Origin of the sequence: Flavobacterium sp. RSB2_4_14 (genome assembly GCF_051547085.1) — a bacterium.
In the GTDB taxonomy this organism is placed as follows: domain Bacteria; phylum Bacteroidota; class Bacteroidia; order Flavobacteriales; family Flavobacteriaceae; genus Flavobacterium.
Genome location: NZ_JBPTTL010000001.1, coordinates 787,508 through 810,713 on the forward strand (window position 1 = coordinate 787,508; position 23,206 = coordinate 810,713).

Consider the following 23,206-nt stretch of genomic DNA (forward strand, 5'->3'; position numbering starts at 1 on the left):
TTTCTTGATTTTATTAATTTTGCTTAGCTTGTTCATTATTGTTTAGGTCTGCTTTGTCTTTTGCAGGAACATAATCCAATATCAAACGTTGATTAGGATTTAAATATTTTTTTGCAACATCTCTAATTTCTTCACGTGTGATAGAACGATACATCTCTATTTCGGTATTAATTAAATTAACATCGCCATACAATAAATAAAAAGTTGCTAAATTTTCTGCAACACCTTCTACGCTTGAATTATTATCTACATAATTACTTTCATAAATATTTTGTAGTTTTTGATAATCATTTTCAGAAATCAAATTCGTTTGAAGTTTTACGATTTCTTCATCTATTTCTCTAAGTAAATCTACTGAAGTGTTTTCTCCTTGTGGTAATCCATAAAGAATATACAAACCATAATCTTCTTGAGTGTAATTGAAAGCACCAATTTGTAATGCCATTTTTTTCTCATCTACAATTTTTTTGTACAATTTTGAACTTTTCCCATTACTTAAATAAGTAGAAATCATATCTAAAATTCTAGCATCTCTTGTTTTCATAGATGGTGTTCTGTATGAAGCAACAACCATTTCTTTTTGAATGTTTGGGTCTTCATATGAAGCACGAATTGTTTGAGTAATTGGTTCTTCAGTAAAAGTTTGTTTTTTTAATTCAACTCCTCTAGGAATTGGGCCAAAATATTTTTCAATCCAAGCTTTCGTTTGTTTAATATCGATTTGTCCAGCCACTACTAAAACTGCATTGTTTGGAGAATAAAACTTCTTGTTAAACTCTTGAAATTCTTGTAAAGTTGCAGCGTCTAAATGTTCCATTGAGCCAATAGTAGCCCAACGATATGGATGATTTTTGAACATGTTCTTTTTAACCTCAGCAATTAGGTTTCCATAAGGTTGGTTGTCAACACGTAGTCTTTTTTCTTCTTTTACTACTTCGTTTTGAGTATCAACACCTATTTGATTGATTACTGGATGCATTAATCTTTCAGATTCCATCCACAATCCTAATTCAGTGTTATTAGATGGGAAAACTTCAAAATAGTATGTTCTGTCATCAGTAGTATTTGCATTATTAGTTCCACCGTTTGAAGTTACAATTTTGAACCATTCTCCTCTTTTAATGTTTTCTGTTCCTTCGAATAATAAGTGTTCAAAAAAGTGAGCAAAACCTGTTCTTTCTGGGTTTTCATCTTTTGAACCTACGTGATACATCACAGATGTAATTACAACAGGAGCAGATGGGTCATTGTGTAAAATAACATGCATACCATTTGGTAAATCGTACTCCTCAAAAGCTACCTTTTGGGCATGTGCTGTTCCTCCAAGCATAAGCAATGAACTTAAAGCGATTAGTGAATTTTTCATAAAAAATAAAAATTTTTTGTTTAGTTTTCGTGTTAGTAAACTAAAGGGTTAATTTGTTACATCAAAAGTACTTTTTTTTATTAAGCAAGATTAAAATTTTAAAATTTCTTAACACTTTGTGAAGCATCTAAAAGGGCGCGAAATTTTTTTTTTTGTAAAGAGTTGTGAGTAAAACAAATAATAGTATATTTGCAACCCGAAAAGTCGGGATTTAATAATTAATTAAACATCATTGTTATGTACGCAATCGTAGAGATAGCAGGGCAACAATTTAAAGTAAGCAAAGACTTAAAGGTTTATGTTCACCGTTTGACTAATGAAGAAGGTTCAAAAGTTTCTTTTGACAAAGTTCTTTTATTAGATGATAATGGAAACATTACTTTAGGCGCCCCAGCTATAGAAGGTGCTTCAGTAGAAGCCAAAGTGTTACAACACTTAAAAGGAGACAAGGTAATCGTTTTCAAAAAGAAAAGAAGAAAAGGTTACAAAAAAAGAAATGGACACAGACAGTCTTTAACACAAATCGTGATTGAAGGTATTTCTGCTACAGGTGCTAAAAAAGCAGCACCAAAAAAAGCTGTTGTTGAAGCAGAAGTTACTGATGTAGCTGTAGAAGCTCCAAAAGTAAAAAAAGCGCCAAAAGCTAAAAAAGAAGATACACAAGATTAATAACAATATAAAACTTATACGTCATGGCTCACAAGAAAGGTGTCGGTAGTTCTAAAAATGGTAGAGAATCAGAATCAAAACGTTTAGGCGTTAAGATTTTTGGTGGTCAGGCAGCAATTCCTGGAAACATCATCGTTAGACAAAGAGGTTCTAAGCATAATCCAGGAGAAAACGTTTACATGGGTAAAGATCATACTTTGCATGCAAAAGTTGCTGGTGTAGTGAAATTTCAGAAAAAAGGAGATAACAAATCTTTTGTTTCTATAGTTCCATTCGAAGCATAAGAATTACGCTCGTTAAAATTCAAAACCCGTTTACTAAAGTGAACGGGTTTTTTGTTTAATAAAAATTTTTGTGGAAAATAAAAATTTCTATCAATCTGCAGGATTAAAAACAAATCCGATGCTGAAAAACAATCTCACTTTGTTAATATCGTTTACCCATGAAGCATCAAATGTAATTGGTCCTAATATGGAGTTGTATGCTAATGTTCCTCCGCCAGAAAGTAATAAACTGGTTTTAGTTCTATCTTGCCAATCTCCTCTTGGAGAAAATGCATCTTTTATATACTCATTAAATGGCCCATAGCCAATTGATGCTATATCAAAATGAGGAGTTATAAAAATACTACCAAAAGGATTGGTTTGAACGCCTAAATTTAGTTTCATAATTTGTGAAACATTTAATTCGTCATCATATATTCCAGCAAATAAATAACTGTTGTTTCCAGGATTTAAAACGGTTCCGCCTAAAAAATATTTGGCTGCATAGCCATATTCCGAAAAGGAAACTTGACCTGATTTTAACGGATCATCAAAAATGAATGCTGTAGTAGCGCCAAAAAGTGCTGAAATTTTTTTGTTTATTGGATGTCTTTTTTCACAATTTACATTCAGTTTGGTAAAGCCATTTGTTTCGCCATTGATACTTTGTGTCGAAACTTCTGCAAAATTATAATCAATGTCATGCAGTAAAGAGCGACTAACAGTTGCCTGCAAAATTGAGCCAGTTGTTGCAAAGAAAACTTTATTTAAATCATTGTAGGAGTAATGAACATTAAGCTCAATATTGTTGAAATAATAACTATTTATTAAAAATAGATTTTCACTAACTTCAGGATTTGTTTTAGGTCTTAAATAGGTATATTGATAGTTTAAACCAATTCCCATATAGCTTTTCATCGAATTTATGTTTTTATTTATTTGATTGTTAAACTGAAACGAATCGTATTTCATATCTTCTGCAAGATTACCATCAATAAAGAAAGCTTGTATTAATTTTTCGCCATACATTTCAGATCCAAACCACCAATCTTTATTTTTCCCGAAAATCTTCTGATAATCGATACGCATTCTTGGTTGTTCTGCAATATCTGCAGTTAATAGCATACGAGATGACTTACCAAATACATTTCTAGCGGTATAATTCAAAATCATTCCGACACCTCTGTAAGTGTCATAATGAAGAGAGGCGTTTACTTGATTTTTTGAGTGTTCTTGACAATCTAATTCCAATCTTATTTTATCTCCATCATTTGAAGTGTATTGGTTTATTCGACTAAATAAATTAGTACCCATGGCTCTATCTATTCCTTGAGCAATATCATTAGTAGTGTATTTTGTTTCTTCCTTAATATTGGTTCTTGCCATTACAAGGTCTAAATTATCTTTACTAACATTTTTAAAAATAATGGTGTCTAAAGCAAATTCTTTATCTGTTTTTGGAAGTTCGTGTGTGCGTTGTTTAAATCCTTTTAATTTTTCAGCCAAACTGGCTAATTTTTTAATATTTTCTTTAGTAGCAATTTTACCTTCTTCATAAATTATATTGCTCTTGTCAAAATCTCCTGTTGAATAGGTTAAATTAGGTAAGTGGTCTACCAAAATATCGCAGAGTTCCCTTTTTTCGGGGTTTTTAACGTTACTGACTAGCATACTTGTTTGAACTAAAACAGAAACAAAATTGTCTAATTTGTCAATAGGTTCCATTCCTCCACCAACATCGCTTCCTATAATTATGTCTGCACCTAATTTTTTGGCAATATCAGTTGGAAAATTATTGACAACTCCACCATCAACAAGTAATGTTCCGTCAAAAGGAACAGCATTGAAAACAGCAGGTAAAGACATACTTGCTCTAATTGCAGTAGCAAGATTTCCTTTATCTATTACAACTTCCTGCCCAGTGACTAAATCTGTAGCCAATGCCCTAAAAGGAATAGGAAGTTGGTCAAAATCCTTTATTTTATAAACAGGATGTGTTAATTCAGATAAATATTGTCTAAGATTTTGATCGCTCAACAACGAACTCACGGGTTTTGGTTTGCCATTTTTAATATCCAAACCTACCAAATATCTTCCAAATTCACTTTTTTCTTCAACACTCACTTTTTCTAGCGAAATTGCACCACCGAGTAATTTATCCCATTCGGCAACTTTTATCAATTTTGCAATACTATCTCCAGAATATCCCATGGCATACAAACCACCCATAACGCTTCCCATACTATTTCCTACTATTAAGTCAGGAACAATATGTAACGAATCTAACGCCTGTAAAAGAGGAATATGCGCAACACCTTTTGCTCCACCACCACTTAAAACTAAAACAACTTTAGGTTTTTTTTCTTGAGCAAAATTTAATTGAGTAATAAAAAAGAAAAAGGAAAGAAAGAGTAATAGGGGTATATTCTTTTTCATGACTTTGTTTATTTTTTTCTTGTTAAATGATTTAAATAAAACTATTTAAATGTTTATCTAAGATACAGTTTTTTTTGAATTTCTGAAATAAAAAATCCTTTTTTAAATCAAAAAACCCTCACATTACTGTAAGGGTTTTAGTCTTAATACTTAGTACTTAAATCTTGATACTAGTATCTATAATACTCTGGTTTAAATGGTCCTTGAACGTCAACACCAATATAAGCAGCTTGTTCGTCATTTAAAGTTTCCAATTCAACACCTAATTTAGCTAAGTGTAAAGCAGCTACTTTTTCATCTAAATGTTTAGGTAACATATACACTTCGTTTTTATAAGCGGCACTGTTAGTCCACAACTCGATTTGAGCCAAAGTTTGGTTAGTAAAAGAGTTACTCATTACAAAACTTGGGTGACCTGTTGCACAACCTAAGTTTACTAATCGACCTTCAGCTAAGATAAGAATGTCTTTTCCAGCGATGGTATATTTATCAACTTGTGGTTTGATTTCAACTTTAGATGCACCGTGGTTTTTGTTCAACCAAGCCATATCAATTTCGTTATCAAAGTGACCAATATTACAAACGATTGTTTTGTCTTTCATTTGTTCAAAATGGCTTCCCATAACGATATCTTTATTTCCTGTTGTGGTGATAATAATATCAGCATTTGCTACAACAGTATTTAATTTTTTGACTTCAAAACCGTCCATTGCAGCTTGTAAAGCACAAATTGGATCAATTTCGGTAACTGTAACAATAGAACCAGCACCACGGAAAGAAGCCGCAGTTCCTTTTCCAACGTCACCATATCCACAAACAACTACTCTTTTTCCAGCCAACATAATATCAGTTGCACGACGAACCGCATCAACTGCCGATTCTTTACAACCGTATTTGTTGTCAAATTTAGATTTAGTAACTGAGTCGTTTACATTGATGGCTGGCATGAATAACGTTCCGTTTTTCATTCTTTCGTACAAACGGTGAACTCCGGTTGTAGTTTCTTCTGAAAGACCTTTAATTCCAGAAATTAATTCTGGGTAACGATCAAAAACCATATTTGTTAAATCACCACCATCATCCAAAATCATGTTTAAAGGTTTTCTATCTTCACCAAAGAACAACGTTTGCTCAATACACCAATCAAAAGATTCTTCGTCCAAACCTTTCCAAGCATACACTTGAATTCCTGCAGCAGCGATTGCAGCAGCAGCTTGATCTTGTGTAGAGAATATGTTACAAGATGACCAAGTAACTTCTGCTCCAAGGGCAATTAATGTTTCTATAAGAACAGCAGTTTGTATTGTCATGTGAAGACAACCTGCAATACGTGCTCCTTTTAACGGTTGGCTTGCGCCATATTCTGCACGAAGCGCCATTAATCCTGGCATTTCAGCTTCCGCTAGTTCAATCTCTTTTCTTCCCCAAGCTGCCAAGTTAATGTCCTTAACTTTGTAAGCTACAAATGGTAAAGTTTGTGTACTCATGTATAAAATATTTATATTAGCTAAAATTTTTGCAAAACTACACAATAAGATAGAATTAAAAAAGGGTTTTTAGCTTTTTTGTGAATTGTTCAACTCCTTAATTTTCTGAAATACAATTAGATAATTTATTTTTGCCCATGCCTTTACTCAAAATCATAGCATTAAACGATTTCACCAAAGTTTTTGTTTGGAAAATAACAGAAACCTTCGAGGAACTTTTTCATAGTGTACCACTAAATGAAGTTTCGATAGCACGATTAAATACTATGAAATCCGAGGCACATCAAAAAGGTTTTTTAAGTGTTAGGAGACTTTTGATGGAAGCAGGTTATACTGATTTTGATTTGTATTACGACGAATTTGGAAAACCACATTTGAAAGATGGAAAGCATATTTCCATTTCCCATTCTCATGATTTTTCAGCCATAACTATAAGTGATGTCATTATTGGGATTGATTTAGAAATCAGAAAAGAGAAAACTTTAAAAATAGCTCCTCGTTTCATGGAAATTTCTCATCTCGAAAATCTATCACACGACGAGCAAATACAGAAAGCAACAGTGGTTTGGGGAATAAAAGAAGCGGTTTTTAAAATCAAAAACGAAAAAGGCATTAGTTTTCCCGATCATATTTTCGAACACGATTTTTCGTTAACAGACAAAAATTGTACTGCAGAATTGCGATTTAACAAAACAGTAGAATACTTTGACATTCTTTTTGATTTCATCGAAGAGTATGTTTTTGTTTGTGCTTTTAATTCAGTTTCGCTTGAAAAATAATATGAAAGCTATCTACCAGAATATTCTTAGCGCAAAATCTCAGCATAAAAAACTAGTTGCCATTCTTCTTGATCCAGACAAATTAGATTTGGAACAAGCAAAAGAATTAGTTTTAAAAATAAATCAATCGCCAGCTACACACATTTTCGTTGGTGGAAGTTCTTTTAATGGAAACCATTTATGCGATTTGATAAGGATTTTAAAGCGAAACACCCAATTACCGATTTTACTTTTCCCAGGAAATTCAAAGCAAATTTCCGCAGAAGCAGATGGAATTTTATTTTTACAATTACTTTCAGGACGAAATCCAGATTATTTAATTGAACACCAAGTAGATTCGGTTCCTGTTTTGGAAAAAACAGCTTTAGAAATTATTTCCACAGGTTATATTCTCATCGAAAGTGGAGGCGAAACTGCCGTAGAACGTGTCAGTAAAACCAAACCCTTAGACAGAAACAATCACGATTATGTTTCACAAACCGCCAAAGCGGGAGAACTAATAGGCAACAAATTAATTTATCTCGAAGCGGGAAGTGGTGCAAAAAATGCCGTTCCTTTGGAAATGATTTCAAATGTAGCTAAGAGAATTTCGATTCCTTTGATTGTTGGTGGTGGTATTCGTTCAAAAAAAGCTATAGATGATGCCTTCAATGCCGGTGCAGATATGGTAGTTATTGGAACAGCTTTTGAAAATGACATAAACTTTTTTGACTAATGCTCGAGTTTCTATTTTCTCAATATAAGAATTATCCAACCTATGAAATTGCACTAGAAGTTACGGCTATACTTTTTGGTTTGTTGAGTGTTTGGTTTGCCAAAAAAGATATCATTTGGGTATTTCCAACGGGAATTATCAATACGGCTATTTATGTGTATTTGCTTTGGAAATGGTCATTGCTAGGCGATATGATGATTAATTTTTATTATGTTGTCATGAGTATTTATGGTTGGTATCATTGGACCCGAAAAAAAGATAATGTAGTAGAATTTCCCATTTCAAGAATGACTTTGTCAGAAAAGAAATGGTCATTAATCATTTTTGTGTTAACAATAGGATTTGTAGCCGCCGTTTACACATTTTTTGATAAATTTACCCACTGGACATCTTATGTAGATACTCTAGTGACGGGTATTTTCTTTGTGGGAATGTGGCTTATGGCGCGGCGAAAAATAGAGAATTGGATTTTATGGATAATAGGTGATTTTATTTCAATTCCCATGTATTTTGTCAAAGGATATTCGTTTACGAGTATTCAATATTTAATTTTTACAATTATTGCCATTTATGGCTATCTAGAATGGAAGAAAAAATTGCAATAGAGATATTGAAAAATAAAGGTTTCACAGAACATGATTTTGAGCAAATCAAAGGTCATGGCATTTCGTTGTCAAAAATCGCCAATGAACTTTCCATTTTTGAAGCAGGAATCCCCAAAGTAACTTTGGATAAACCAGCGACAATAAATGACGGTATTATAAAGTTGTCTAATGCAGAATTTCAAAATTTCGCGACCACTTTTGATACCAAAAGAAACTCTTTAAAACTCAAAAAATTTGTTCCTGCTTCTGGTGCAGCTAGTAGGATGTTCAAGTTTTTGAATGAATTTTTAAATGAATTTCAACCAGAAAACGAAACTATAAACGCCTACATCAATAGGAAAAAAGATAAAAACCTTCCCATTTTTTTAGCTGGAATTGAAAAATTCCCATTTTATGATCAAGTCAAATCAAAAGTTAAGCTTTTGGTTGACAATTATTATTCTTTAGAAAGTCATGAAAAGAGTTATCATTTCATTAAAACCATGCTGGCATCAGAACATTTTGATTTTGCTAACAAACCCAAAGGCGTTTTAGACTTTCATAAATATGCAACGCACACGGCAACACCTGTTGAGGAACATTTGAACGAATGTGCTTTTTATGCTTCTGCAAATGCTGTTTCGCATTTACATTTTACCATTTCGGAAAATCATGAAGATTTATTTAAGAAAACCATTGAAAGTGTAAAGACAAAAGTGGAAAATAAATCAGGAACATCTATAAACGTTAGGTTTTCGTATCAAGATAAAGCAACAGATACCATTGCCGTTGATATACAAAATAAACCCTTGCGAAATGAAGATGGAAAATTGGTTTTTAGACCAGCAGGACATGGCGCATTAATTACAAATTTAAAAAATCTAGATGCCGATATTATTTTTATAAAAAATATTGACAACGTAATCCAAAACCATATTGAAGAAACCACCTTATACAAAAAAGCATTAGGAGGAATTTTAATCGATTTGCAAAGCCAAGTTTTCTCAATAGTAAAAGCTATTGAAACAGGTGAGTTAAACGAAGGTTATTTACCCGATATTGTTGATTTTATGACCAAAAAATTGAACATAAAATTCTATGAAGGTTTTGATAAATACACTTTTGAGAATAAAGTCGAATCGATAAAAAACAAATTGAATCGTCCCATTCGCGTTTGTGGCATGGTAAAAAATGAAGGCGAACCTGGTGGCGGACCTTTTTGGGTTCGAAATGAAAAAGGACATTTGACACTGCAAATTGTAGAAAGTTCTCAAGTGGATATTCAGAATCCAAAACAAGCCGAAATTTTAGCAAAAGCAACCCATTTTAATCCTGTTGATTTAGTTTGTAGCACAAAAAATCACAAAGGTAAAAAATTTGATTTAGATCAATTTGTAAATCACAATATGGGTTTTATTGTTCATAAAAATAACAAAGGGAAAGAACTCAAATCATACGAACTTCCCGGACTTTGGAATGGTGCTATGGCAAAATGGATTACCGTTTTTGTAGAAGTGCCACTAGTGACTTTCAATCCAGTGAAAACCGTGAACGACTTATTAAAACCTGCACATCAACCGCAACATGAAAACTGATGTGTTACTTTCCGAACTTCAATTCAAAGCGGTTAGAAGTTCTGGTGCTGGCGGACAAAATGTGAATAAAGTTTCCTCCAAAGTAGTTTTGACTTTTGATTTGAATACCTCACATGCATTGACAGAAGAGGAAAAGGAATTGCTTACAAACAAACTGGCTTCCAAATTATCTAACGAAAATTTACTGATAATAAACTGTGACGAAGACAGAAGCCAACTCCGCAATAAAGATATTGTCACGAAGCGTTTTTTAGAATTGATTACAAAGTCTTTACTAGTTCCAAAGAAAAGAAAAGCCACCAAAATTCCGCATTCTGTTATAGAAAAAAGAATCAAAGCCAAACGCAATCTTTCGGAAATTAAACAGAATAGAAGAAAGCCAGAGTTGTAGTATTAAGTATCAAGTACAAAGTAGTAAGACAAAAAAATCTTAATACTTAATACTCTAATCTTAATACTTTAATTATCTTTGCCTTGTCTCAAAAGGGGTGCTCTAAATTACGAGCTGAGATTATACCCAATGAACCTAGAACAGGTAATGCTGTTTAGGGAAAAGTGACAAAACAGAGTGCACGCTGACTTTGTCACAGGAAACAACATTTTAATTTTTAACAAAGAATAATTACCTCTTTTTATTTGTAAATTATTTTACGAATGAAAACCTTATTCAACTTTTGCCACAACAAATCGATGGCACAAACATTTAGATTAACAAGTCTATTATCTATTTTCTTTACTCTATTTTCTTTACTTTCAACAGCACAGCAAAAAGCACAAGACACTACAAAAGTCAATGCGCTCAATGAAGTAACCGTTTCATCTGTCAGAGCAAAAGGGAAAAACCCAATCACGTTTACCAATTATTCAAAAGAAGAAATTGCTCCGCGCAATCTTGGTCAAGATATTCCAGTACTTTTAAATTTTTTGCCTTCTGTAGTATCAACAACCGATGCTGGAAACGGTGTTGGTTATACTTACTTAAGAGTTCGTGGCGCCGATGGTTCAAGAATAAACGTTACCTTAAACGGAATTCCATTCAACGATAGCGAAAGTCAGGGAACTTTTTTTGTCAACTTGCCCGATTTTGCTTCATCTCTAGAAAGTGTTCAATTGCAACGCGGTGTTGGAACATCAACAAATGGTGCTGGTGCTTTTGGCGCAAGCTTAAACATGCAAACCAAATCATTTCAAGAAAAAGCCTATGCTGAAATTGCCAATTCTGCGGGAAGTTTTGGCACGCGAAAGCACACTCTAGCTTTTGGAACTGGATTGCACAACAATTTTGAAATGAATGCGCGCTTGTCCAATATTGCTTCAGATGGTTTTATAGACCGAGCTTCTTCACAACTTTCCGGGTATTTTTTTAATGTAAATTATATAACTGAGAAAACACAAGTTAAATTTTTGGCTTTTGGCGGAAAAGAAAAAACCTATCAAGCTTGGTATGGTCTTGAAGACCCAGAAAAATTAAAAAATGATCGAACCTATAATGTTGCTGGTATGTATACCGATGAGTTTGGTAACACTCAGTTTTATGATGATGAAACCGATAATTATACACAAAATCATTTCCAATTGCATTGGTCCGAAAAATGGTCTCAAAAATGGATTTCAAATGTAGCACTGCATTACACCATCGGGAAAGGATATTTTGAGCAATATCGTGAAGATGAAACATTGGCGGACTATAATTTGCCCGATTTTAATGGAAATTCAGTTTCCGATTTAGTTCGAAAAAGATGGCTTGATAACGATTTTTTTGGTGCCACATTCTCTTTAAATTATAGAACGCCTGAAACGGATATTTTGATTGGTGGCGCAGCAAATCGTTATCTTGGTGATCATTTTGGGGAAGTAGTTTGGACACAATATTACATCCCAAGCGAAAATAGGTATTATGATGATATTGGGAATAAAGATGATGTAAATTTTTATGCAAAAGCATCACAGCAATTAGGTAAATTGATTGTTTTTGCCGATTTACAATACCGAATGGTTTTTTATGAAGCAACCAGTTTTCGGTTTGATGATGTGAACGATACGTTTCTATTTTTCAATCCGAAAATGGGTTTGAATTATCAATTAAATGAAAAAAATTCATTTTACGGTTTCTTCGGCGTGGCCAATAAAGAACCGCGTCGCGATGACTATGAAAACGGAAGTACAAAACCAGAACGACTATTTGATTATGAACTAGGATGGAAGTACAATTCAAAAAAAGTAACTCTCTCTGCCAATGCTTTTTATATGAATTACAATGACCAGCTAGTTTTAACTGGCGCATTGAATGATGTAGGTTCGCCAATTTTCACCAACAGTGGAAGCAGCTATCGTTTGGGTTTAGAAGTAGAGTCTTTGATTACACTGACCCAAAAATTAACGCTAAACCCAAATATGACTTTAAGTCAAAATAAAAATAGAGATTTTAACTTTCAACGAGATGGCGTTTTACAAAACCTAGGAAATACAGATATTGCATTTTCGCCGAGTATTATTTTTGGAAATAGATTAACCTATCAGCCCATCAAAACTGTGCAGGTTTCATTATTTTCAAAATATGTAGGTCAACAGTTTATGGGTAATATCGACTCGCAAAACTCAGTTTTGGATGCTTTTTTTATAAATGATTTGAATTTTACCTACCAATGGAATATCAATAAAGGACTAAAATCGATAATTTTTTCTGCATTGGTCAACAATATTTTTAATGTTGAATACGAGACCAACGGCTATTTCTACACTTTTGATGATACCGACAGTTCAGGAAATACAACGACTTTTGAAGGAACAGGGTTTTATCCACAAGCCGGAATTAATTTTTTGGCTGGGCTTACATTGAAATTCTAATTAGTAATAATCAAATTAGTTCCGTTTTGATTGACGCGATATTGTTTCATTGGGTATGGTTGTCCTGCACTTTGACCAGAATACAAGCTATAAACTGTATTATCACAGCTACAAGTCGCGTTAATATTTCCAGGTGGAACAGTCATTGGGGTTGTACAAACTGTGAAAGCTATATTTGGACAGGCTAAATCGTATGCCACAAAACCACTTCCGGTATTGAAAACTACAATTCCTCGTGCGCCTTGTGAAAAGTCAATAATGCGATTGCCTGGAAATTGTAAGTTGCTGTACGCAGGTAAATTTAAATTTATTTGCAAATTGACCGGGTAATTTGGGATATTTGGATTGTTGTTATTTACAGTTCCACCATCACAACTAATGGCAAAAGGAATAATAAACAGCATAAAAAAAATCTTTTTCATATAAATTTATTAGATTACTATAGCGAAACAAATTTAAATTAATTAACTTTGACAAACGTTACTAAACGTAAACAAATTTGAAATAAATTAAAAAATACTATCTTTGCAAAAAGAAATCCCGTTGCGATGGGATTTTTTCTATTTATATAAATGATGAAATTATGAGTACAGTATCGTATTACACGGCAGAAGGATTAAAAAAATTAAGAGAAGAATTAGACTATTTGAAAAGCGTGATGCGTCCAAAAGCATCGCAAGATATTGCGGAAGCAAGAGATAAAGGTGACTTATCTGAAAATGCTGAATATGATGCAGCAAAAGAAGCACAAGGAATGCTAGAAATGCGAATTGCTAAACTAGAAGAAATACATTCAAATGCAAGACTGATTGACGAAAGTCATCTTGACACATCAAAAGTTTTGGTTTTGTCTAATGTCAAAATTAAAAATCAAGCCAATGGAATGGAGATGAAATACACGCTTGTAGCCGAAAGTGAAGCCGATCTAAAATCAGGTAAAATATCAGTAACTTCTCCAATTGGGAAAGGATTGCTGGGAAAATCTGTCGGGCAAGTTGCTGAAATTACCGTTCCAAACGGAAAATTAAATTTCGAAGTTTTAGAGATTTCAAGAGACTAACATGGCTAGTATTTTTACCAAAATAGTTAACGGAGAAATTCCTTGTTACAAAATAGCAGAAGACGAAAATTTTTTAGCTTTTTTGGATGTAAATCCGAATGCCAAAGGACATACGCTTTGTATTCCTAAACAAGAAATCAACAAGATTTTTGAAATGGAGGAAGAATTGTATTTGGGATTAATGAAATTCTCCAGAAAAGTGGCAATAGCTCTCGAAAAAACAGTGCCTTGCAAAAGAATAGGCATTGCAGTAGTTGGATTAGAAGTGCCACATACTCATGTTCATTTAATTCCTTTACACGATATGGACGATATGCGTTTTCAGCGAAAAGTTTCTTTAACCAAAGAAGAGTTTGAAGAGTTAGCAAAAGCTATTCAGCAGCATTTATAAAATTAAATCTCGTGAAAACGAGATTTTTTTATGCCTTTTTGAAAGTGATTTGCATAGTAGTTCCTTTATTTATTTCGGAATTAAGTACTTTTATTTTTCCCTTGTGGTATTCTACTACAATTCTTTTAGTCAAAGACAAACCCAAACCCCAACCGCGTTTTTTAGTGGTAAAACCGGGTTCGAAAATTCTTTTAAATTGATTTTTTGGAATTCCTTTTCCAGTGTCTGACACTAATATGTTTACCCATTTATCATCATCTTCAATCACCAATTTCAACTTTCCTCTGCCTTTCATAGCGTCGATAGCATTTTTCACTAAGTTTTCCACAGTCCAACTGTGTAAAGCTGGGTTTAAAGAAACCATGATAGGATTTTTAGGTGCTTTGAATGAAAATTCCACTTGACTTGAAAATCTTGATTTCAAATAGTCAAATGATTGCTCGGTTTCTTCAATGATATTTCTTTTTTCGAGTATGGGTTCAGAACCAATTTTTGAAAATCTATCCGTAATGGTTTGCAATCGATTGATGTCTTTTTCAATCTCAGTAATAGTGGTTTCATCCACATTATCGGCTTTCATGATTTCGAGCCAACCTATTAAAGAAGACAATGGCGTGCCAATTTGATGAGCCGTTTCTTTTGCCATTCCGGCCCAAAGCTTGTTTTGGGTGGCCATTTTTGTACTGCGATAAAAATTGTATACCAAAGCCCCAAACAGAAAAATAATGAGCAATAAAGCAACAGGATAGTATTTTAGTTTATTGATTAATGAAGAATCTCCATAATATAAATATTGAAATTTTCCAGGCAGATATTCAATAACAATTGGATCATTTTGCTTTTTTAGACGTTCTAAAAATTCAGAAAGTTTTTTCTCGTCTTTAGTAATATTTTCTTCAATATTAGTGTGGTTTATAATTTTCTTATTTTCTATAAGAATTGCTGGGATAGTGGTGTTGTTGTTAAATATTTGAAGCGGCAAATCAACGTCAGTATTTTCATTGGCATTGATTAAAGTTTTCTGGGCATTGGCCCAAAGTTCCATTTTTAAACGTTCTTCATTCTTGAAAATTTGAAAAAAAGTGTACGTATTCCACAAAATCAAACTCACAATGACAAATGAAGCCATAATGATAATCCAACGGGTAACATTTCTTTTTTCGGAAAATTGCATTTAGAAATTTTTTATAAATATAACAAAAGCAATAAAAATATTGTTTGTAAATTTTTTTAAAAGCACAATTTAAATACCATCAGAAAATTTAAAAAAACAAATGTTAAAGTTTTTAAAGCAATTGTTAAAAATTTGCACAAGTTATTTGTTTTTTGTGATTTAGTATATTGAATACTAAAACCTAATATAGTGAAAACAATATTTTTTCTTTTTTTTCTTTCAAATATTAATTGTTTTTCTCAAACGGTTAGTATAAAATATTTTGAAAATGAAATAAACTCAAGTTCTACCCAATTAAAAAATTTACCAAAAAACATTCAAATTTGTTATAAGCCAAACTTTTACTCTTATGAATTAATTACTGACGGTAAGTTATCGCAATACAAAAATGAAAAAATAGAAATAAAGATTGAAGAAGAAATTATTGATACTACAATAATTAATGAAAACGGTGAGAGTATTGATACTAAGATTATATCAGATGGAATAGATTTAAGAGTAAAAGAAAAATTATTTATAAAAGATTTTGAAAAAAATAAAATTTATGAAGAACTATTCTTTGACGAAAAAATGAAAATAGCTGATAATCTAATAGAATGGAATTGGAAAATTTTGGATGAAACTGAAACTATTTTAGGTTATAAATGTAAAAAAGCATCGTCAAATAAATTTGGAAATACTATTTACGTATGGTTTACTGAAGATATTTCAATTTCTGATGGGCCATTCAAATATTCTGGTTTACCAGGGTTAATTTTAAAAGTGCACCTTAAGCATTATGAAATAATAGCATACGATATTAAATTTAAAAATGAAAAACTTGAAATTCAACTACCAAGCTTAACAGGAAAAATTTTTACTTACAATGAATTTTTGGAAGAGATTAATAGAAGGGATAAATTGTAATCACAATTTCCTCCAAAATTATTTTATAATTAAAGAAAATGCTATAAATAATTTCCTTGATTTTTAAACATTTGAATGACATATACTTTTTAAAAACATTTCCTTACTAATCTTTTTCGAAAAATTGCATTTAGAAAATTTTCTAATAAAAAGAAAAGCTTTAAAATCGCAAGGCGTTTATTAAATTAGCCCTGATAGAAGTGGAAATCAATTTTGTCAAAGTTTTAAACTTTGACAAAATTATTGAAACAAATAGCAGGAAAATGGACAACAAGAATGACCAAACCATTGCTTCTCCAATTCACTTCGTTCGGGTCGCTACAAAATAAATAAAAATTGTATTTTTGGGAAAATAAAAAAAGATGCTCAGTTTCGAACCACATACACTTTCACCAGCACAGCTACAAGGCTATTTGCAAAGTGCCGTTGCACCAAGACCAATTGCTTTTGCGAGTACTATGGACAAAAATGGTAAGCCCAACTTATCTCCATTTAGTTTCTTTAATGTGTTTAGTTCCAATCCGCCAATTTTGGTTTTTTCGCCTGCACGACGCGTTAGAAATAACACGACCAAACACACGCTAGAAAACTGTGAAGCGACGAGAGAAGTAGTGATTAATGTGGTGAATTATGCTATTGTACAACAAGCTTCTTTATCGAGCACGGAATATGCTGATGGAGTAAATGAGTTCTTGAAATCGGGATTAACGATGTTGCCTTCTGATATGATAAAACCGTATCGAGTGGCGGAAAGTCCGGTGCAGTTTGAGTGCAAAGTGAATGAAATTATTGCTTTGGGAAATCAAGGTGGTGCTGGAAATTTAATTATATGTGAAGTAGTTAAAATTCACATCAACGAAACTGTTTTGGACGAAAAAGGAGTAATTGACCAACACAAAATCGATTTGGTTTCTCGTCTTGGTGGCAATTGGTATTCACGTTCCAATCAAGGATTGTTCGAAGTAGAAAAGCCATTGGTTACACTAGGAATTGGAGTAGATGCTATTCCAGATTTTATTAAAAAAAGTGTTGTTTTTGATGGGAATGATTTGGGTAAATTAGGGAATGTAGAAGCATTGCCAACACAAGAAGAAATTACTATATTTGTAAAACAAAATTTTGCGGTTAAGGGTGTTTTGAGTTCAGATGATGAGCAAAAAATTCACGAAAAAGCAAAAGAATATTTGAATAATAATGATGTGCTTTCGGCTTGGAAAGTACTTTTAGCAAAACAATAATTATGGAAGTAACCGGAAAAATTAAAGTGATTAATGCAGAGCAACAAGTGAGTGCTAGCTTTAGAAAAAGAGAATTAGTTGTAGCAACAGAAGAGCAATATCCACAATTTATCAGTATCAATTTTGTGCAAGATAAATGCGATTTGTTGAACAATTATCAAGTAGGTGAGCCAGTTAAAGTTTCCATCAACTTGAGAGGAAGGGAATGGACAAATCCACAAGGAGAAACAAAATATTTCAACGACATTCAAGGTTGGAGAATCGAAAAACTACAAACTGAAGTGCCAAGTCCAGGAATGGCTCCAATGCCTCCAGCCGAAGCGTTTGCTCCTGCTACTGATTTCAAAGAGGAAGAGCACGACGATTTACCGTTCTAGAAAGTTTGAAGTCAGAAGTTTGAAGTCAGAAGTTTGAGTGTAACACTTGAATTTCTGACTTTTTCATTACAATTGAATTTTGTTATTGCTATTGAATTTTGAAATTAAACAATGTATTTCCTATCAAAAGATTTATTTTTTCCACCTGTAGATGAAGCTTCTTATGAAGGTATTTTGGCTGTTGGTGGCGATTTGTCAACGGAGCGATTGCTCTTGGCTTATCAAAATGGAATTTTCCCGTGGTATAATGAAGATGAACCTATACTTTGGTGGTCGCCACCGGAAAGAATGGTGGTTGTTCCTCAATTATACAAAGTTTCTAAAAGTATTAGAAATTTGATTAACCAAAATAAATTCAAAGTTACCTTTAATCAAAATTTTAAGGAAGTCATTGTCAATTGTAAACAAGTTGAGCGCAAAGGTCAAGATGGAACTTGGATTTCGGAAGATATAATTTCATCGTTTACAAAGCTTCACGAAATGGGTTATGCAAAATCTGTTGAAGTTTGGCAGAATAACGATCTAGTTGGTGGTTTATACGGCGTAGATTTGGGACACATTTTTTGTGGTGAAAGTATGTTTTCAAAAGTGCCCAATGCGAGTAAAATAGCTTTTGTATGGCTGGTCAATTATTTAAAAGAAAATAATTATAAACTGTTGGATTGTCAAGTCCACAATGACCATTTGGAAAAATTAGGCGCTTTTGAGATTTCGAGAGAAACTTTTATGAGGGTTTTGAGAAGTTAGTGGTTTTCGGGTTTCAGGTTCGATTTTTTATACTTTTAAATAAAAACTGTGACTGAAAACTGCGACTGAAAACTGGGCACTATTTTCTTTTCCAACAATCGACCACATGATCATTGACCATTCCTGTGGCTTGCATGTGAGCATACATTGTTGTAGGTCCAATAAATTTAAAACCTCGTTTTTTTAAATCTTTACTAATTTTTTCTGCCAAAGGAGTGTAAGCTGGAATTTCACTTAAGGAGTTGAAATGGTTAACAATTGGTTTTCCATCAACATAATTCCAAATAAATTTTGAAAATGAACCATACTCTTCTTGTATTTTAATGAATGCTTTGGCATTATTGATGGCTGATTTTATTTTTAACGTATTCCGAATAATACCTGCATCTTTCATTAATTTTTCAACCTCATAATCGTCAAAAAACGCAATTTGGTGGTAATCAAAATTGAGAAATGCTTTTCTAAAATTTTCTCTTTTTTTGAGAATTAAATGCCAGCTTACTCCTGCCTGAAAGGTTTCTAGTACCAAGAACTCAAATAACTTGTCATCATCATAAACTGGATTTCCCCATTCGTTATCGTGGTAATCACGGTATAAATCATCTTTTTCGCACCAAGCGCAACGTATCTTATTTTCCATGAATATATTTTTCAATTAAGTAATGCCCTAAATAAATTAAAGGCGTCATACAAACTGCAATCAATAATTTAACAGAATAACCAGTAAAAGCAGAAACTATAAATGTTGGTGTATCCATTTTTCCCGTCATCCAAAAAGCAATGCCAAGTACAATAAAACTATCAAACAATTGAGAAATCACTGTAGAACCAGTACTTCTAAGCCAAATCATTTTGTTTCCGGTTCTGTTTTTTACAAAATGAAAGATAGTTACATCGATTAACTGTGAGACTAAGAAGGCAATGATACTTCCAACAATAATCCACATGCTTTGACCAAAAACACCATTAAACTGATTATCTGAAATTAAGTTTTCCCCATTCACCGCCGGAATTTTCATTGCCAAATAGAGAATAACAAACGTATAGGCAATTAAAGAAGCAGTAATCAATGATAATTTTCGAACTCCTTTCTCTCCAAAATATTCGTTGATTAAATCGGTAGTTACAAAAACAATAGGCCACGGTAAAATGCCAATACTCATTACAGATGAACCCACATGAATGAGTTTTCCCCCAATGAGTTCTGCAACTATAGCATTGGTAATAAAAATTCCTGCTAAAACAACATAAACCGTGTCTTTTTTCGATTGAAACATAAAATAGCGCTTTGTGAATTCTCAAATTTATATAAATAATGCTTAAGTTTTTCAAATATGTTTTGATGTCTTCCATTGGATTGTCTTCCATTGATTTTGATTATATTTGAACTAAATCTTTAAAACAATGAAAAAAATAATTTTAACCTTTTTAATGAGTATCTCTATGTTTATTGCCAATGCTCAAAATTCCTCAAATCCATTTTTAAAGTATTGGACTGGACCATATGGAGGCGTTCCTGCATTCACCGATTATAAAATTGCAGATTTTAAGCCTGCTTTGGAAACCGCCATGCGTGAAAAACTGGATGAAATCAATGCTATTGCTAATAATCCAAAACCCGCAACTTTTGAGAATACACTTGTAGCGCTTGAAAAAGCAGGAAAAAAATTAACTCAAATTAAAGCAGTTTTTGACATCTTTAGTTCAAATTTAAACACTGATGAATTCGGTGTATTAGAATCTGAAATGTCACCTAAATTCTCTGAACTAAACAATAAAATTTTCCAAAATTCAAAATTATTTGAGAGAATTTCTGCGGTTTATAATGCTCCCGATAAAAGTAAGTTAACTCCAGAACAACAACGACTAGCATGGTTATATTATTCAAATTTCGTTCGCGAAGGCGCAAAAGCGGATGCTAAAAGCAAGGAAAGAATTGGAAAAATCAATCAAGAATTGGCTGGGTTGTTCACTAAGTTTAGCCAAAATTTATTGGCAGATGAAAACGAAAGAAGTATTGGTTTTACAGAAGCTCAAGAACTTTTGGGATTGACAACAGAATTAATAAATTCCTATCAAGCCAAATCAAAAGAATTGGGCAGAAATGATTTAGGAACAGTGGCCAACACACGTTCTTATGTAGAACCCTTTTTAACCTATTCGAGTGTTAGACCAATCCGAAAAATGGTTTGGGAACAATTTGTAAAGCGTGGTGATAATGGTGATCAAAACGACAACAATGCTACTGTGGTTCAAATTCTGAAATTGCGTGCTGAAAAAGCAAAGCTATTAGGATTTAAATCATTTGCTGATTGGAGTTTGTCCAATACTATGGCTCAAAAACCAGAGAAAACATTAGACTTGATGCTATCGGTTTGGAAACCTGCTGTAGAAAAAGTACATCAAGACGTAGCCGAAATGCAAAAAATTGTAGATGCTGAAGGAGGAAATTTCAAAATAGAACCTTGGGATTATCGCTACTATGCAGAGAAAGTTAGAAAAGCCAAATACGATTTGGATGAAAACGAAGTTAAGCCCTATTTGCAATTAGAAAAATTGCGTGAAGGCATGTTTTGGGTTGCAGGAGAAATTTTTAATCTAAGTTTTAAACAAATAAATAACGTTCCTGTTTTTCACCAAGATGTTAGAGTTTGGGAAGTTTCAAATAAAGTTACCGGGAAAGTAGTTGGCGTTTGGTATTTTGATCCCTATGCTCGCAAAGGAAAGCGTTCTGGAGCATGGATGACAGCCTACAGAGAACAAAGCAGAGTGGATGGCGATGTTATTACCATAGTTTCTAATAACTGTAATTTTATAAAAGGAAATGAGAACGAACCTATTTTAGTGTCTTGGGAAGATGCAAGTACATTGTTTCATGAATTTGGTCATGCGTTGCATGGTTTGAATTCTAATGTGACTTATCCAAGTTTATCAGGAACCAATACACCTAGAGATTATGTGGAGTTTCCATCACAAATATTAGAAAGATGGTTAGCTACTCCAGAAGTGTTGAATCGTTTTGCTTTGCATTATAAAACCAATGTTCCCATGCCTATGACATTGGTCAATCGAATTGAGAAAGCGGCCAATTTTAATGAAGGATTTTCAACGGTAGAAACAATTTCCAGCGCTTTAGTTGATATGAAATTGCATTTATTAGAAAATCCAGATATCGACCTAAAACAATTTGAAAAAGAAACTTTAGAAAAATTAAATATGCCAACCGAAATTGTAATGCGTCATCGCATTCCACAGTTTGGCCATTTATTTTCAAGTGATGATTATGCTGCTGGATATTATGGTTATTTATGGGCAGATGCTATCAGTGCTGATGCTACCGAAGCTTTCACAGAAGGAAAAGGAATGTATGATAAAGCTGTAGCAAAAAGATTGTATGAGAATGTTTTCAGTATAGGAAACACTATTGATCCTGAAATAGCCTACAAAAAATTTAGAGGAAGAAGTTCCAATACAGATGCTTTGATGCGTGCTAGAAATTTTCCTATTGAGAAAAAGTAATTGGTAACAATAGTAAAGACAAAAAGCCCGAAACTTTCTGAAAGTTTCGGGCTTTTATATTGGAATTAATTTAGGATTAACCTAGAGCAACTCTTTTGAAACCAGTAATTTCAACGTTGAATCCTTTAACATAATCGCCTACTTTTTTACTATCATCTTTGATGAAGTTTTGGTCTAATAAGGCTTTCTCTTGATCTAAAGTTGTATTATCAGATATGAAACGTTGTACTTTTCCTGGAATAATTTTATCCCAAATTTGTTCTGGTTTCCCTTCTGCTTTTAATTCTGCTTTAGCATCTTCTTCCGCTTGTTTTAAAACTTCTTCAGTCAATTGAGAAAAAGAGATGTATTTAGGAACATTTTTCAAAGTTTTTCCTAAACGTTTTGCTTCTTCATTTTCTTTTTCGATTACAGCAATACGAGCAGCAAGTTCAGAAGCTACGAAATCAGGATCAAAATCTTTGTAAGATAATGTATCAGCTCCCATTGAAGCCACTTGCATAGAGATGTCTTTTGTTAAAACGTCAGCGTTGGCAATTGGTGCAGAAATAGCAGTTAAGGCAGCAATTTTGTTCACGTGAACATAAGATCCAACAAAAGCGCCTTCTAAGATTTCAAAACCACCGATTTCGATTTTTTCACCGATAACACCAGTTTGTTCGATTAATTTTTCAGCCACAGTAATTCCGTTGAAATCTGATGCTAAGAATGCTTCTTTAGACGAGAAGTTGATTGCTTTTCCCACTAATTCTTTAGCTAAGGTTACGAAAGTCTCATTTTTACCTACGAAATCTGTTTCGCAGTTTAAAGTGATGATTACTCCTTTAGTATTGTCAGCATTGATAAAAGAAACAGCAGCTCCTTCAGAAGACTCACGGTCAGAACGGTTAGCAGCAACTTTTTGCCCTTTTTCTCTAAGGTTTTGTATAGCTTTATCGAAATCTCCTTCCGCTTCAACTAGAGCTTTTTTACAGTCCATCATTCCGGCACCTGTAGTTTGTCTTAATTTATTTACGTCTGCAGCAGTAATTGTGATTGTTGACATAATTTTTT

Annotated in this window: 23 protein-coding genes; 15 read left to right on the forward strand and 8 right to left on the reverse strand. The window is 33.0% G+C overall.

Features of this window, described 5'->3' with window-relative positions; all coding sequences use genetic code 11:
• Positions 1 to 13: 13 nt before the first annotated feature.
• Positions 14 to 1,366: a M16 family metallopeptidase gene (locus ACSVH2_RS03600; RefSeq protein WP_438091788.1), complete on the reverse strand. Its 1,353-nt coding sequence runs from the start codon at positions 1,364 to 1,366 to the stop codon at positions 14 to 16.
• A 237-nt stretch (positions 1,367 to 1,603) separates the two neighbouring features.
• Between ACSVH2_RS03600 and rplU the strand changes: the two genes are divergently transcribed.
• Together rplU and rpmA are read left to right on the forward strand one after the other, a co-directional pair.
• Entirely contained in the window at positions 1,604 to 2,035 is a 432-nt protein-coding gene (gene rplU / locus ACSVH2_RS03605; RefSeq protein ID WP_438091789.1) for a 50S ribosomal protein L21, read from the forward strand.
• Positions 2,036 to 2,058: 23 nt separating this feature from the next.
• The gene (gene rpmA, locus ACSVH2_RS03610) at positions 2,059 to 2,319 is read left to right on the forward strand and encodes a 50S ribosomal protein L27 (RefSeq protein WP_438091790.1); all 261 of its coding nucleotides are present in this window, start codon (positions 2,059 to 2,061) and stop codon (positions 2,317 to 2,319) included.
• Between the two features lie 90 nt (positions 2,320 to 2,409).
• On the opposite strand, the gene ACSVH2_RS03615 is transcribed toward rpmA, so the two are convergent.
• A complete protein-coding gene (locus ACSVH2_RS03615) occupies positions 2,410 to 4,734 on the reverse strand; it encodes a patatin-like phospholipase family protein (RefSeq protein ID WP_438091791.1) in 2,325 nt (774 codons plus the stop codon).
• Between the two features lie 170 nt (positions 4,735 to 4,904).
• A complete protein-coding gene (ahcY, locus tag ACSVH2_RS03620; protein WP_438091792.1) occupies positions 4,905 to 6,221 on the reverse strand; it encodes an adenosylhomocysteinase in 1,317 nt (438 codons plus the stop codon).
• A gap of 137 nt (positions 6,222 to 6,358) precedes the next feature.
• Between ahcY and ACSVH2_RS03625 the strand changes: the two genes are divergently transcribed.
• The 6 genes from ACSVH2_RS03625 (at position 6,359) to ACSVH2_RS03650 (ending at position 12,741) form a co-directional block, all read left to right on the forward strand.
• On the forward strand, positions 6,359 to 7,000 hold the full coding sequence (locus tag ACSVH2_RS03625) for a 4'-phosphopantetheinyl transferase family protein (RefSeq protein ID WP_438091793.1): 642 nt from the start codon (positions 6,359 to 6,361) through the stop codon (positions 6,998 to 7,000).
• 1 nt (position 7,001) lies between these two features.
• Positions 7,002 to 7,715: a geranylgeranylglyceryl/heptaprenylglyceryl phosphate synthase gene (locus tag ACSVH2_RS03630; protein WP_438091794.1), complete on the forward strand. Its 714-nt coding sequence runs from the start codon at positions 7,002 to 7,004 to the stop codon at positions 7,713 to 7,715.
• Positions 7,715 to 8,320, forward strand: a complete 606-nt coding sequence (pnuC, locus tag ACSVH2_RS03635; RefSeq protein WP_438091795.1) for a nicotinamide riboside transporter PnuC — start codon at positions 7,715 to 7,717, stop codon at positions 8,318 to 8,320. The genes ACSVH2_RS03630 and pnuC overlap by 1 nt, the downstream gene beginning before the upstream one ends.
• Positions 8,299 to 9,894, forward strand: a complete 1,596-nt coding sequence (locus ACSVH2_RS03640) for a DUF4301 family protein (protein ID WP_438091796.1) — start codon at positions 8,299 to 8,301, stop codon at positions 9,892 to 9,894. Before pnuC ends, ACSVH2_RS03640 begins: the two co-directional genes overlap by 22 nt.
• Positions 9,884 to 10,285: an alternative ribosome rescue aminoacyl-tRNA hydrolase ArfB gene (gene arfB, locus ACSVH2_RS03645; protein ID WP_438091797.1), complete on the forward strand. Its 402-nt coding sequence runs from the start codon at positions 9,884 to 9,886 to the stop codon at positions 10,283 to 10,285. Before ACSVH2_RS03640 ends, arfB begins: the two co-directional genes overlap by 11 nt.
• Positions 10,286 to 10,548: 263 nt before the next feature.
• Positions 10,549 to 12,741 carry a TonB-dependent receptor gene (locus tag ACSVH2_RS03650; protein ID WP_438091798.1) on the forward strand — a complete coding sequence of 731 codons (2,193 nt, stop codon included), beginning with the start codon at positions 10,549 to 10,551 and terminating at the stop codon, positions 12,739 to 12,741.
• Here the strand turns inward: ACSVH2_RS03650 and ACSVH2_RS03655 are convergent.
• Positions 12,738 to 13,163, reverse strand: coding sequence for a hypothetical protein (locus ACSVH2_RS03655; RefSeq protein WP_438091799.1), 426 nt, complete (start codon positions 13,161 to 13,163; stop codon positions 12,738 to 12,740). The genes ACSVH2_RS03650 and ACSVH2_RS03655 overlap by 4 nt on opposite strands.
• 161 nt (positions 13,164 to 13,324) lie before the next feature.
• On the opposite strand from ACSVH2_RS03655, the gene greA reads away from it, so the two are divergent.
• Positions 13,325 to 13,801 (forward strand): transcription elongation factor GreA, encoded by a 477-nt coding sequence (gene greA / locus ACSVH2_RS03660; RefSeq protein ID WP_438091800.1) that lies wholly within the window; start codon positions 13,325 to 13,327, stop codon positions 13,799 to 13,801.
• Position 13,802: 1 nt separating this feature from the next.
• A complete protein-coding gene (locus tag ACSVH2_RS03665; RefSeq protein ID WP_438091801.1) occupies positions 13,803 to 14,192 on the forward strand; it encodes an HIT family protein in 390 nt (129 codons plus the stop codon).
• 28 nt (positions 14,193 to 14,220) lie between these two features.
• Here ACSVH2_RS03665 and ACSVH2_RS03670 read toward each other — a convergent pair whose 3' ends face one another.
• On the reverse strand, positions 14,221 to 15,366 hold the full coding sequence (locus ACSVH2_RS03670) for a sensor histidine kinase (protein ID WP_438091802.1): 1,146 nt from the start codon (positions 15,364 to 15,366) through the stop codon (positions 14,221 to 14,223).
• Positions 15,367 to 15,555: 189 nt separating this feature from the next.
• Between ACSVH2_RS03670 and ACSVH2_RS03675 the strand changes: the two genes are divergently transcribed.
• The 4 genes from ACSVH2_RS03675 to aat all read left to right on the forward strand — a co-directional run bounded on the left by ACSVH2_RS03675 (position 15,556) and on the right by aat (position 18,634).
• On the forward strand, positions 15,556 to 16,272 hold the full coding sequence (locus ACSVH2_RS03675) for a GLPGLI family protein (protein ID WP_438091803.1): 717 nt from the start codon (positions 15,556 to 15,558) through the stop codon (positions 16,270 to 16,272).
• 362 nt (positions 16,273 to 16,634) lie between these two features.
• The gene (locus ACSVH2_RS03680) at positions 16,635 to 17,510 is read left to right on the forward strand and encodes a flavin reductase family protein (protein WP_438091804.1); all 876 of its coding nucleotides are present in this window, start codon (positions 16,635 to 16,637) and stop codon (positions 17,508 to 17,510) included.
• Positions 17,511 to 17,512: 2 nt separating this feature from the next.
• Positions 17,513 to 17,887 carry a DUF3127 domain-containing protein gene (locus tag ACSVH2_RS03685; protein ID WP_438091805.1) on the forward strand — a complete coding sequence of 125 codons (375 nt, stop codon included), beginning with the start codon at positions 17,513 to 17,515 and terminating at the stop codon, positions 17,885 to 17,887.
• 111 nt (positions 17,888 to 17,998) lie between these two features.
• The gene (aat, locus tag ACSVH2_RS03690) at positions 17,999 to 18,634 is read left to right on the forward strand and encodes a leucyl/phenylalanyl-tRNA--protein transferase (RefSeq protein ID WP_438091806.1); all 636 of its coding nucleotides are present in this window, start codon (positions 17,999 to 18,001) and stop codon (positions 18,632 to 18,634) included.
• Positions 18,635 to 18,713: 79 nt separating this feature from the next.
• Here aat and ACSVH2_RS03695 read toward each other — a convergent pair whose 3' ends face one another.
• On the reverse strand, positions 18,714 to 19,274 hold the full coding sequence (locus ACSVH2_RS03695; protein WP_438091807.1) for a DNA-3-methyladenine glycosylase I: 561 nt from the start codon (positions 19,272 to 19,274) through the stop codon (positions 18,714 to 18,716).
• Complete coding sequence (locus ACSVH2_RS03700; RefSeq protein ID WP_438091808.1) at positions 19,264 to 19,911, reverse strand: queuosine precursor transporter; 648 nt, start codon at positions 19,909 to 19,911, stop codon at positions 19,264 to 19,266. The genes ACSVH2_RS03695 and ACSVH2_RS03700 overlap by 11 nt, the downstream gene beginning before the upstream one ends.
• Positions 19,912 to 20,038: 127 nt before the next feature.
• Here ACSVH2_RS03700 and ACSVH2_RS03705 point away from each other — a divergent pair, with 127 nt between their 5' ends.
• Positions 20,039 to 22,153 (forward strand): M3 family metallopeptidase, encoded by a 2,115-nt coding sequence (locus ACSVH2_RS03705; RefSeq protein WP_438091809.1) that lies wholly within the window; start codon positions 20,039 to 20,041, stop codon positions 22,151 to 22,153.
• 76 nt (positions 22,154 to 22,229) lie between these two features.
• On the opposite strand, the gene tsf is transcribed toward ACSVH2_RS03705, so the two are convergent.
• The gene (gene tsf, locus ACSVH2_RS03710; protein ID WP_438091810.1) at positions 22,230 to 23,198 is read right to left on the reverse strand and encodes a translation elongation factor Ts; all 969 of its coding nucleotides are present in this window, start codon (positions 23,196 to 23,198) and stop codon (positions 22,230 to 22,232) included.
• Between the last annotated feature and the right edge of the window lie 8 nt (positions 23,199 to 23,206).

What these genes read in the sequence shown, in the direction of transcription:
- ACSVH2_RS03655 (WP_438091799.1), bottom strand. Translation starts at nt 13,163, where the DNA reads ATGAAAAAGATTTTTTTTATGCTGTTTATTATTCCTTTTGCCATTAGT.
- ACSVH2_RS03600 (WP_438091788.1), bottom strand. Translation starts at nt 1,366, where the DNA reads ATGAAAAATTCACTAATCGCTTTAAGTTCATTGCTTATGCTTGGAGGA.
- ACSVH2_RS03640 (WP_438091796.1), top strand. Translation starts at nt 8,299, where the DNA reads ATGGAAGAAAAAATTGCAATAGAGATATTGAAAAATAAAGGTTTCACA.
- rpmA (WP_438091790.1), top strand. Translation starts at nt 2,059, where the DNA reads ATGGCTCACAAGAAAGGTGTCGGTAGTTCTAAAAATGGTAGAGAATCA.
- ACSVH2_RS03705 (WP_438091809.1), top strand. Translation starts at nt 20,039, where the DNA reads ATGAAAAAAATAATTTTAACCTTTTTAATGAGTATCTCTATGTTTATT.
- ACSVH2_RS03680 (WP_438091804.1), top strand. Translation starts at nt 16,635, where the DNA reads ATGCTCAGTTTCGAACCACATACACTTTCACCAGCACAGCTACAAGGC.
- rplU (WP_438091789.1), top strand. Translation starts at nt 1,604, where the DNA reads ATGTACGCAATCGTAGAGATAGCAGGGCAACAATTTAAAGTAAGCAAA.
- ACSVH2_RS03665 (WP_438091801.1), top strand. Translation starts at nt 13,803, where the DNA reads ATGGCTAGTATTTTTACCAAAATAGTTAACGGAGAAATTCCTTGTTAC.
- ACSVH2_RS03685 (WP_438091805.1), top strand. Translation starts at nt 17,513, where the DNA reads ATGGAAGTAACCGGAAAAATTAAAGTGATTAATGCAGAGCAACAAGTG.
- ACSVH2_RS03625 (WP_438091793.1), top strand. Translation starts at nt 6,359, where the DNA reads ATGCCTTTACTCAAAATCATAGCATTAAACGATTTCACCAAAGTTTTT.
- pnuC (WP_438091795.1), top strand. Translation starts at nt 7,715, where the DNA reads ATGCTCGAGTTTCTATTTTCTCAATATAAGAATTATCCAACCTATGAA.
- ACSVH2_RS03630 (WP_438091794.1), top strand. Translation starts at nt 7,002, where the DNA reads ATGAAAGCTATCTACCAGAATATTCTTAGCGCAAAATCTCAGCATAAA.
- ACSVH2_RS03700 (WP_438091808.1), bottom strand. Translation starts at nt 19,911, where the DNA reads ATGTTTCAATCGAAAAAAGACACGGTTTATGTTGTTTTAGCAGGAATT.
- ahcY (WP_438091792.1), bottom strand. Translation starts at nt 6,221, where the DNA reads ATGAGTACACAAACTTTACCATTTGTAGCTTACAAAGTTAAGGACATT.
- ACSVH2_RS03650 (WP_438091798.1), top strand. Translation starts at nt 10,549, where the DNA reads ATGAAAACCTTATTCAACTTTTGCCACAACAAATCGATGGCACAAACA.
- ACSVH2_RS03615 (WP_438091791.1), bottom strand. Translation starts at nt 4,734, where the DNA reads ATGAAAAAGAATATACCCCTATTACTCTTTCTTTCCTTTTTCTTTTTT.
- tsf (WP_438091810.1), bottom strand. Translation starts at nt 23,198, where the DNA reads ATGTCAACAATCACAATTACTGCTGCAGACGTAAATAAATTAAGACAA.
- greA (WP_438091800.1), top strand. Translation starts at nt 13,325, where the DNA reads ATGAGTACAGTATCGTATTACACGGCAGAAGGATTAAAAAAATTAAGA.
- ACSVH2_RS03670 (WP_438091802.1), bottom strand. Translation starts at nt 15,366, where the DNA reads ATGCAATTTTCCGAAAAAAGAAATGTTACCCGTTGGATTATCATTATG.
- aat (WP_438091806.1), top strand. Translation starts at nt 17,999, where the DNA reads ATGTATTTCCTATCAAAAGATTTATTTTTTCCACCTGTAGATGAAGCT.
- arfB (WP_438091797.1), top strand. Translation starts at nt 9,884, where the DNA reads ATGAAAACTGATGTGTTACTTTCCGAACTTCAATTCAAAGCGGTTAGA.
- ACSVH2_RS03695 (WP_438091807.1), bottom strand. Translation starts at nt 19,274, where the DNA reads ATGGAAAATAAGATACGTTGCGCTTGGTGCGAAAAAGATGATTTATAC.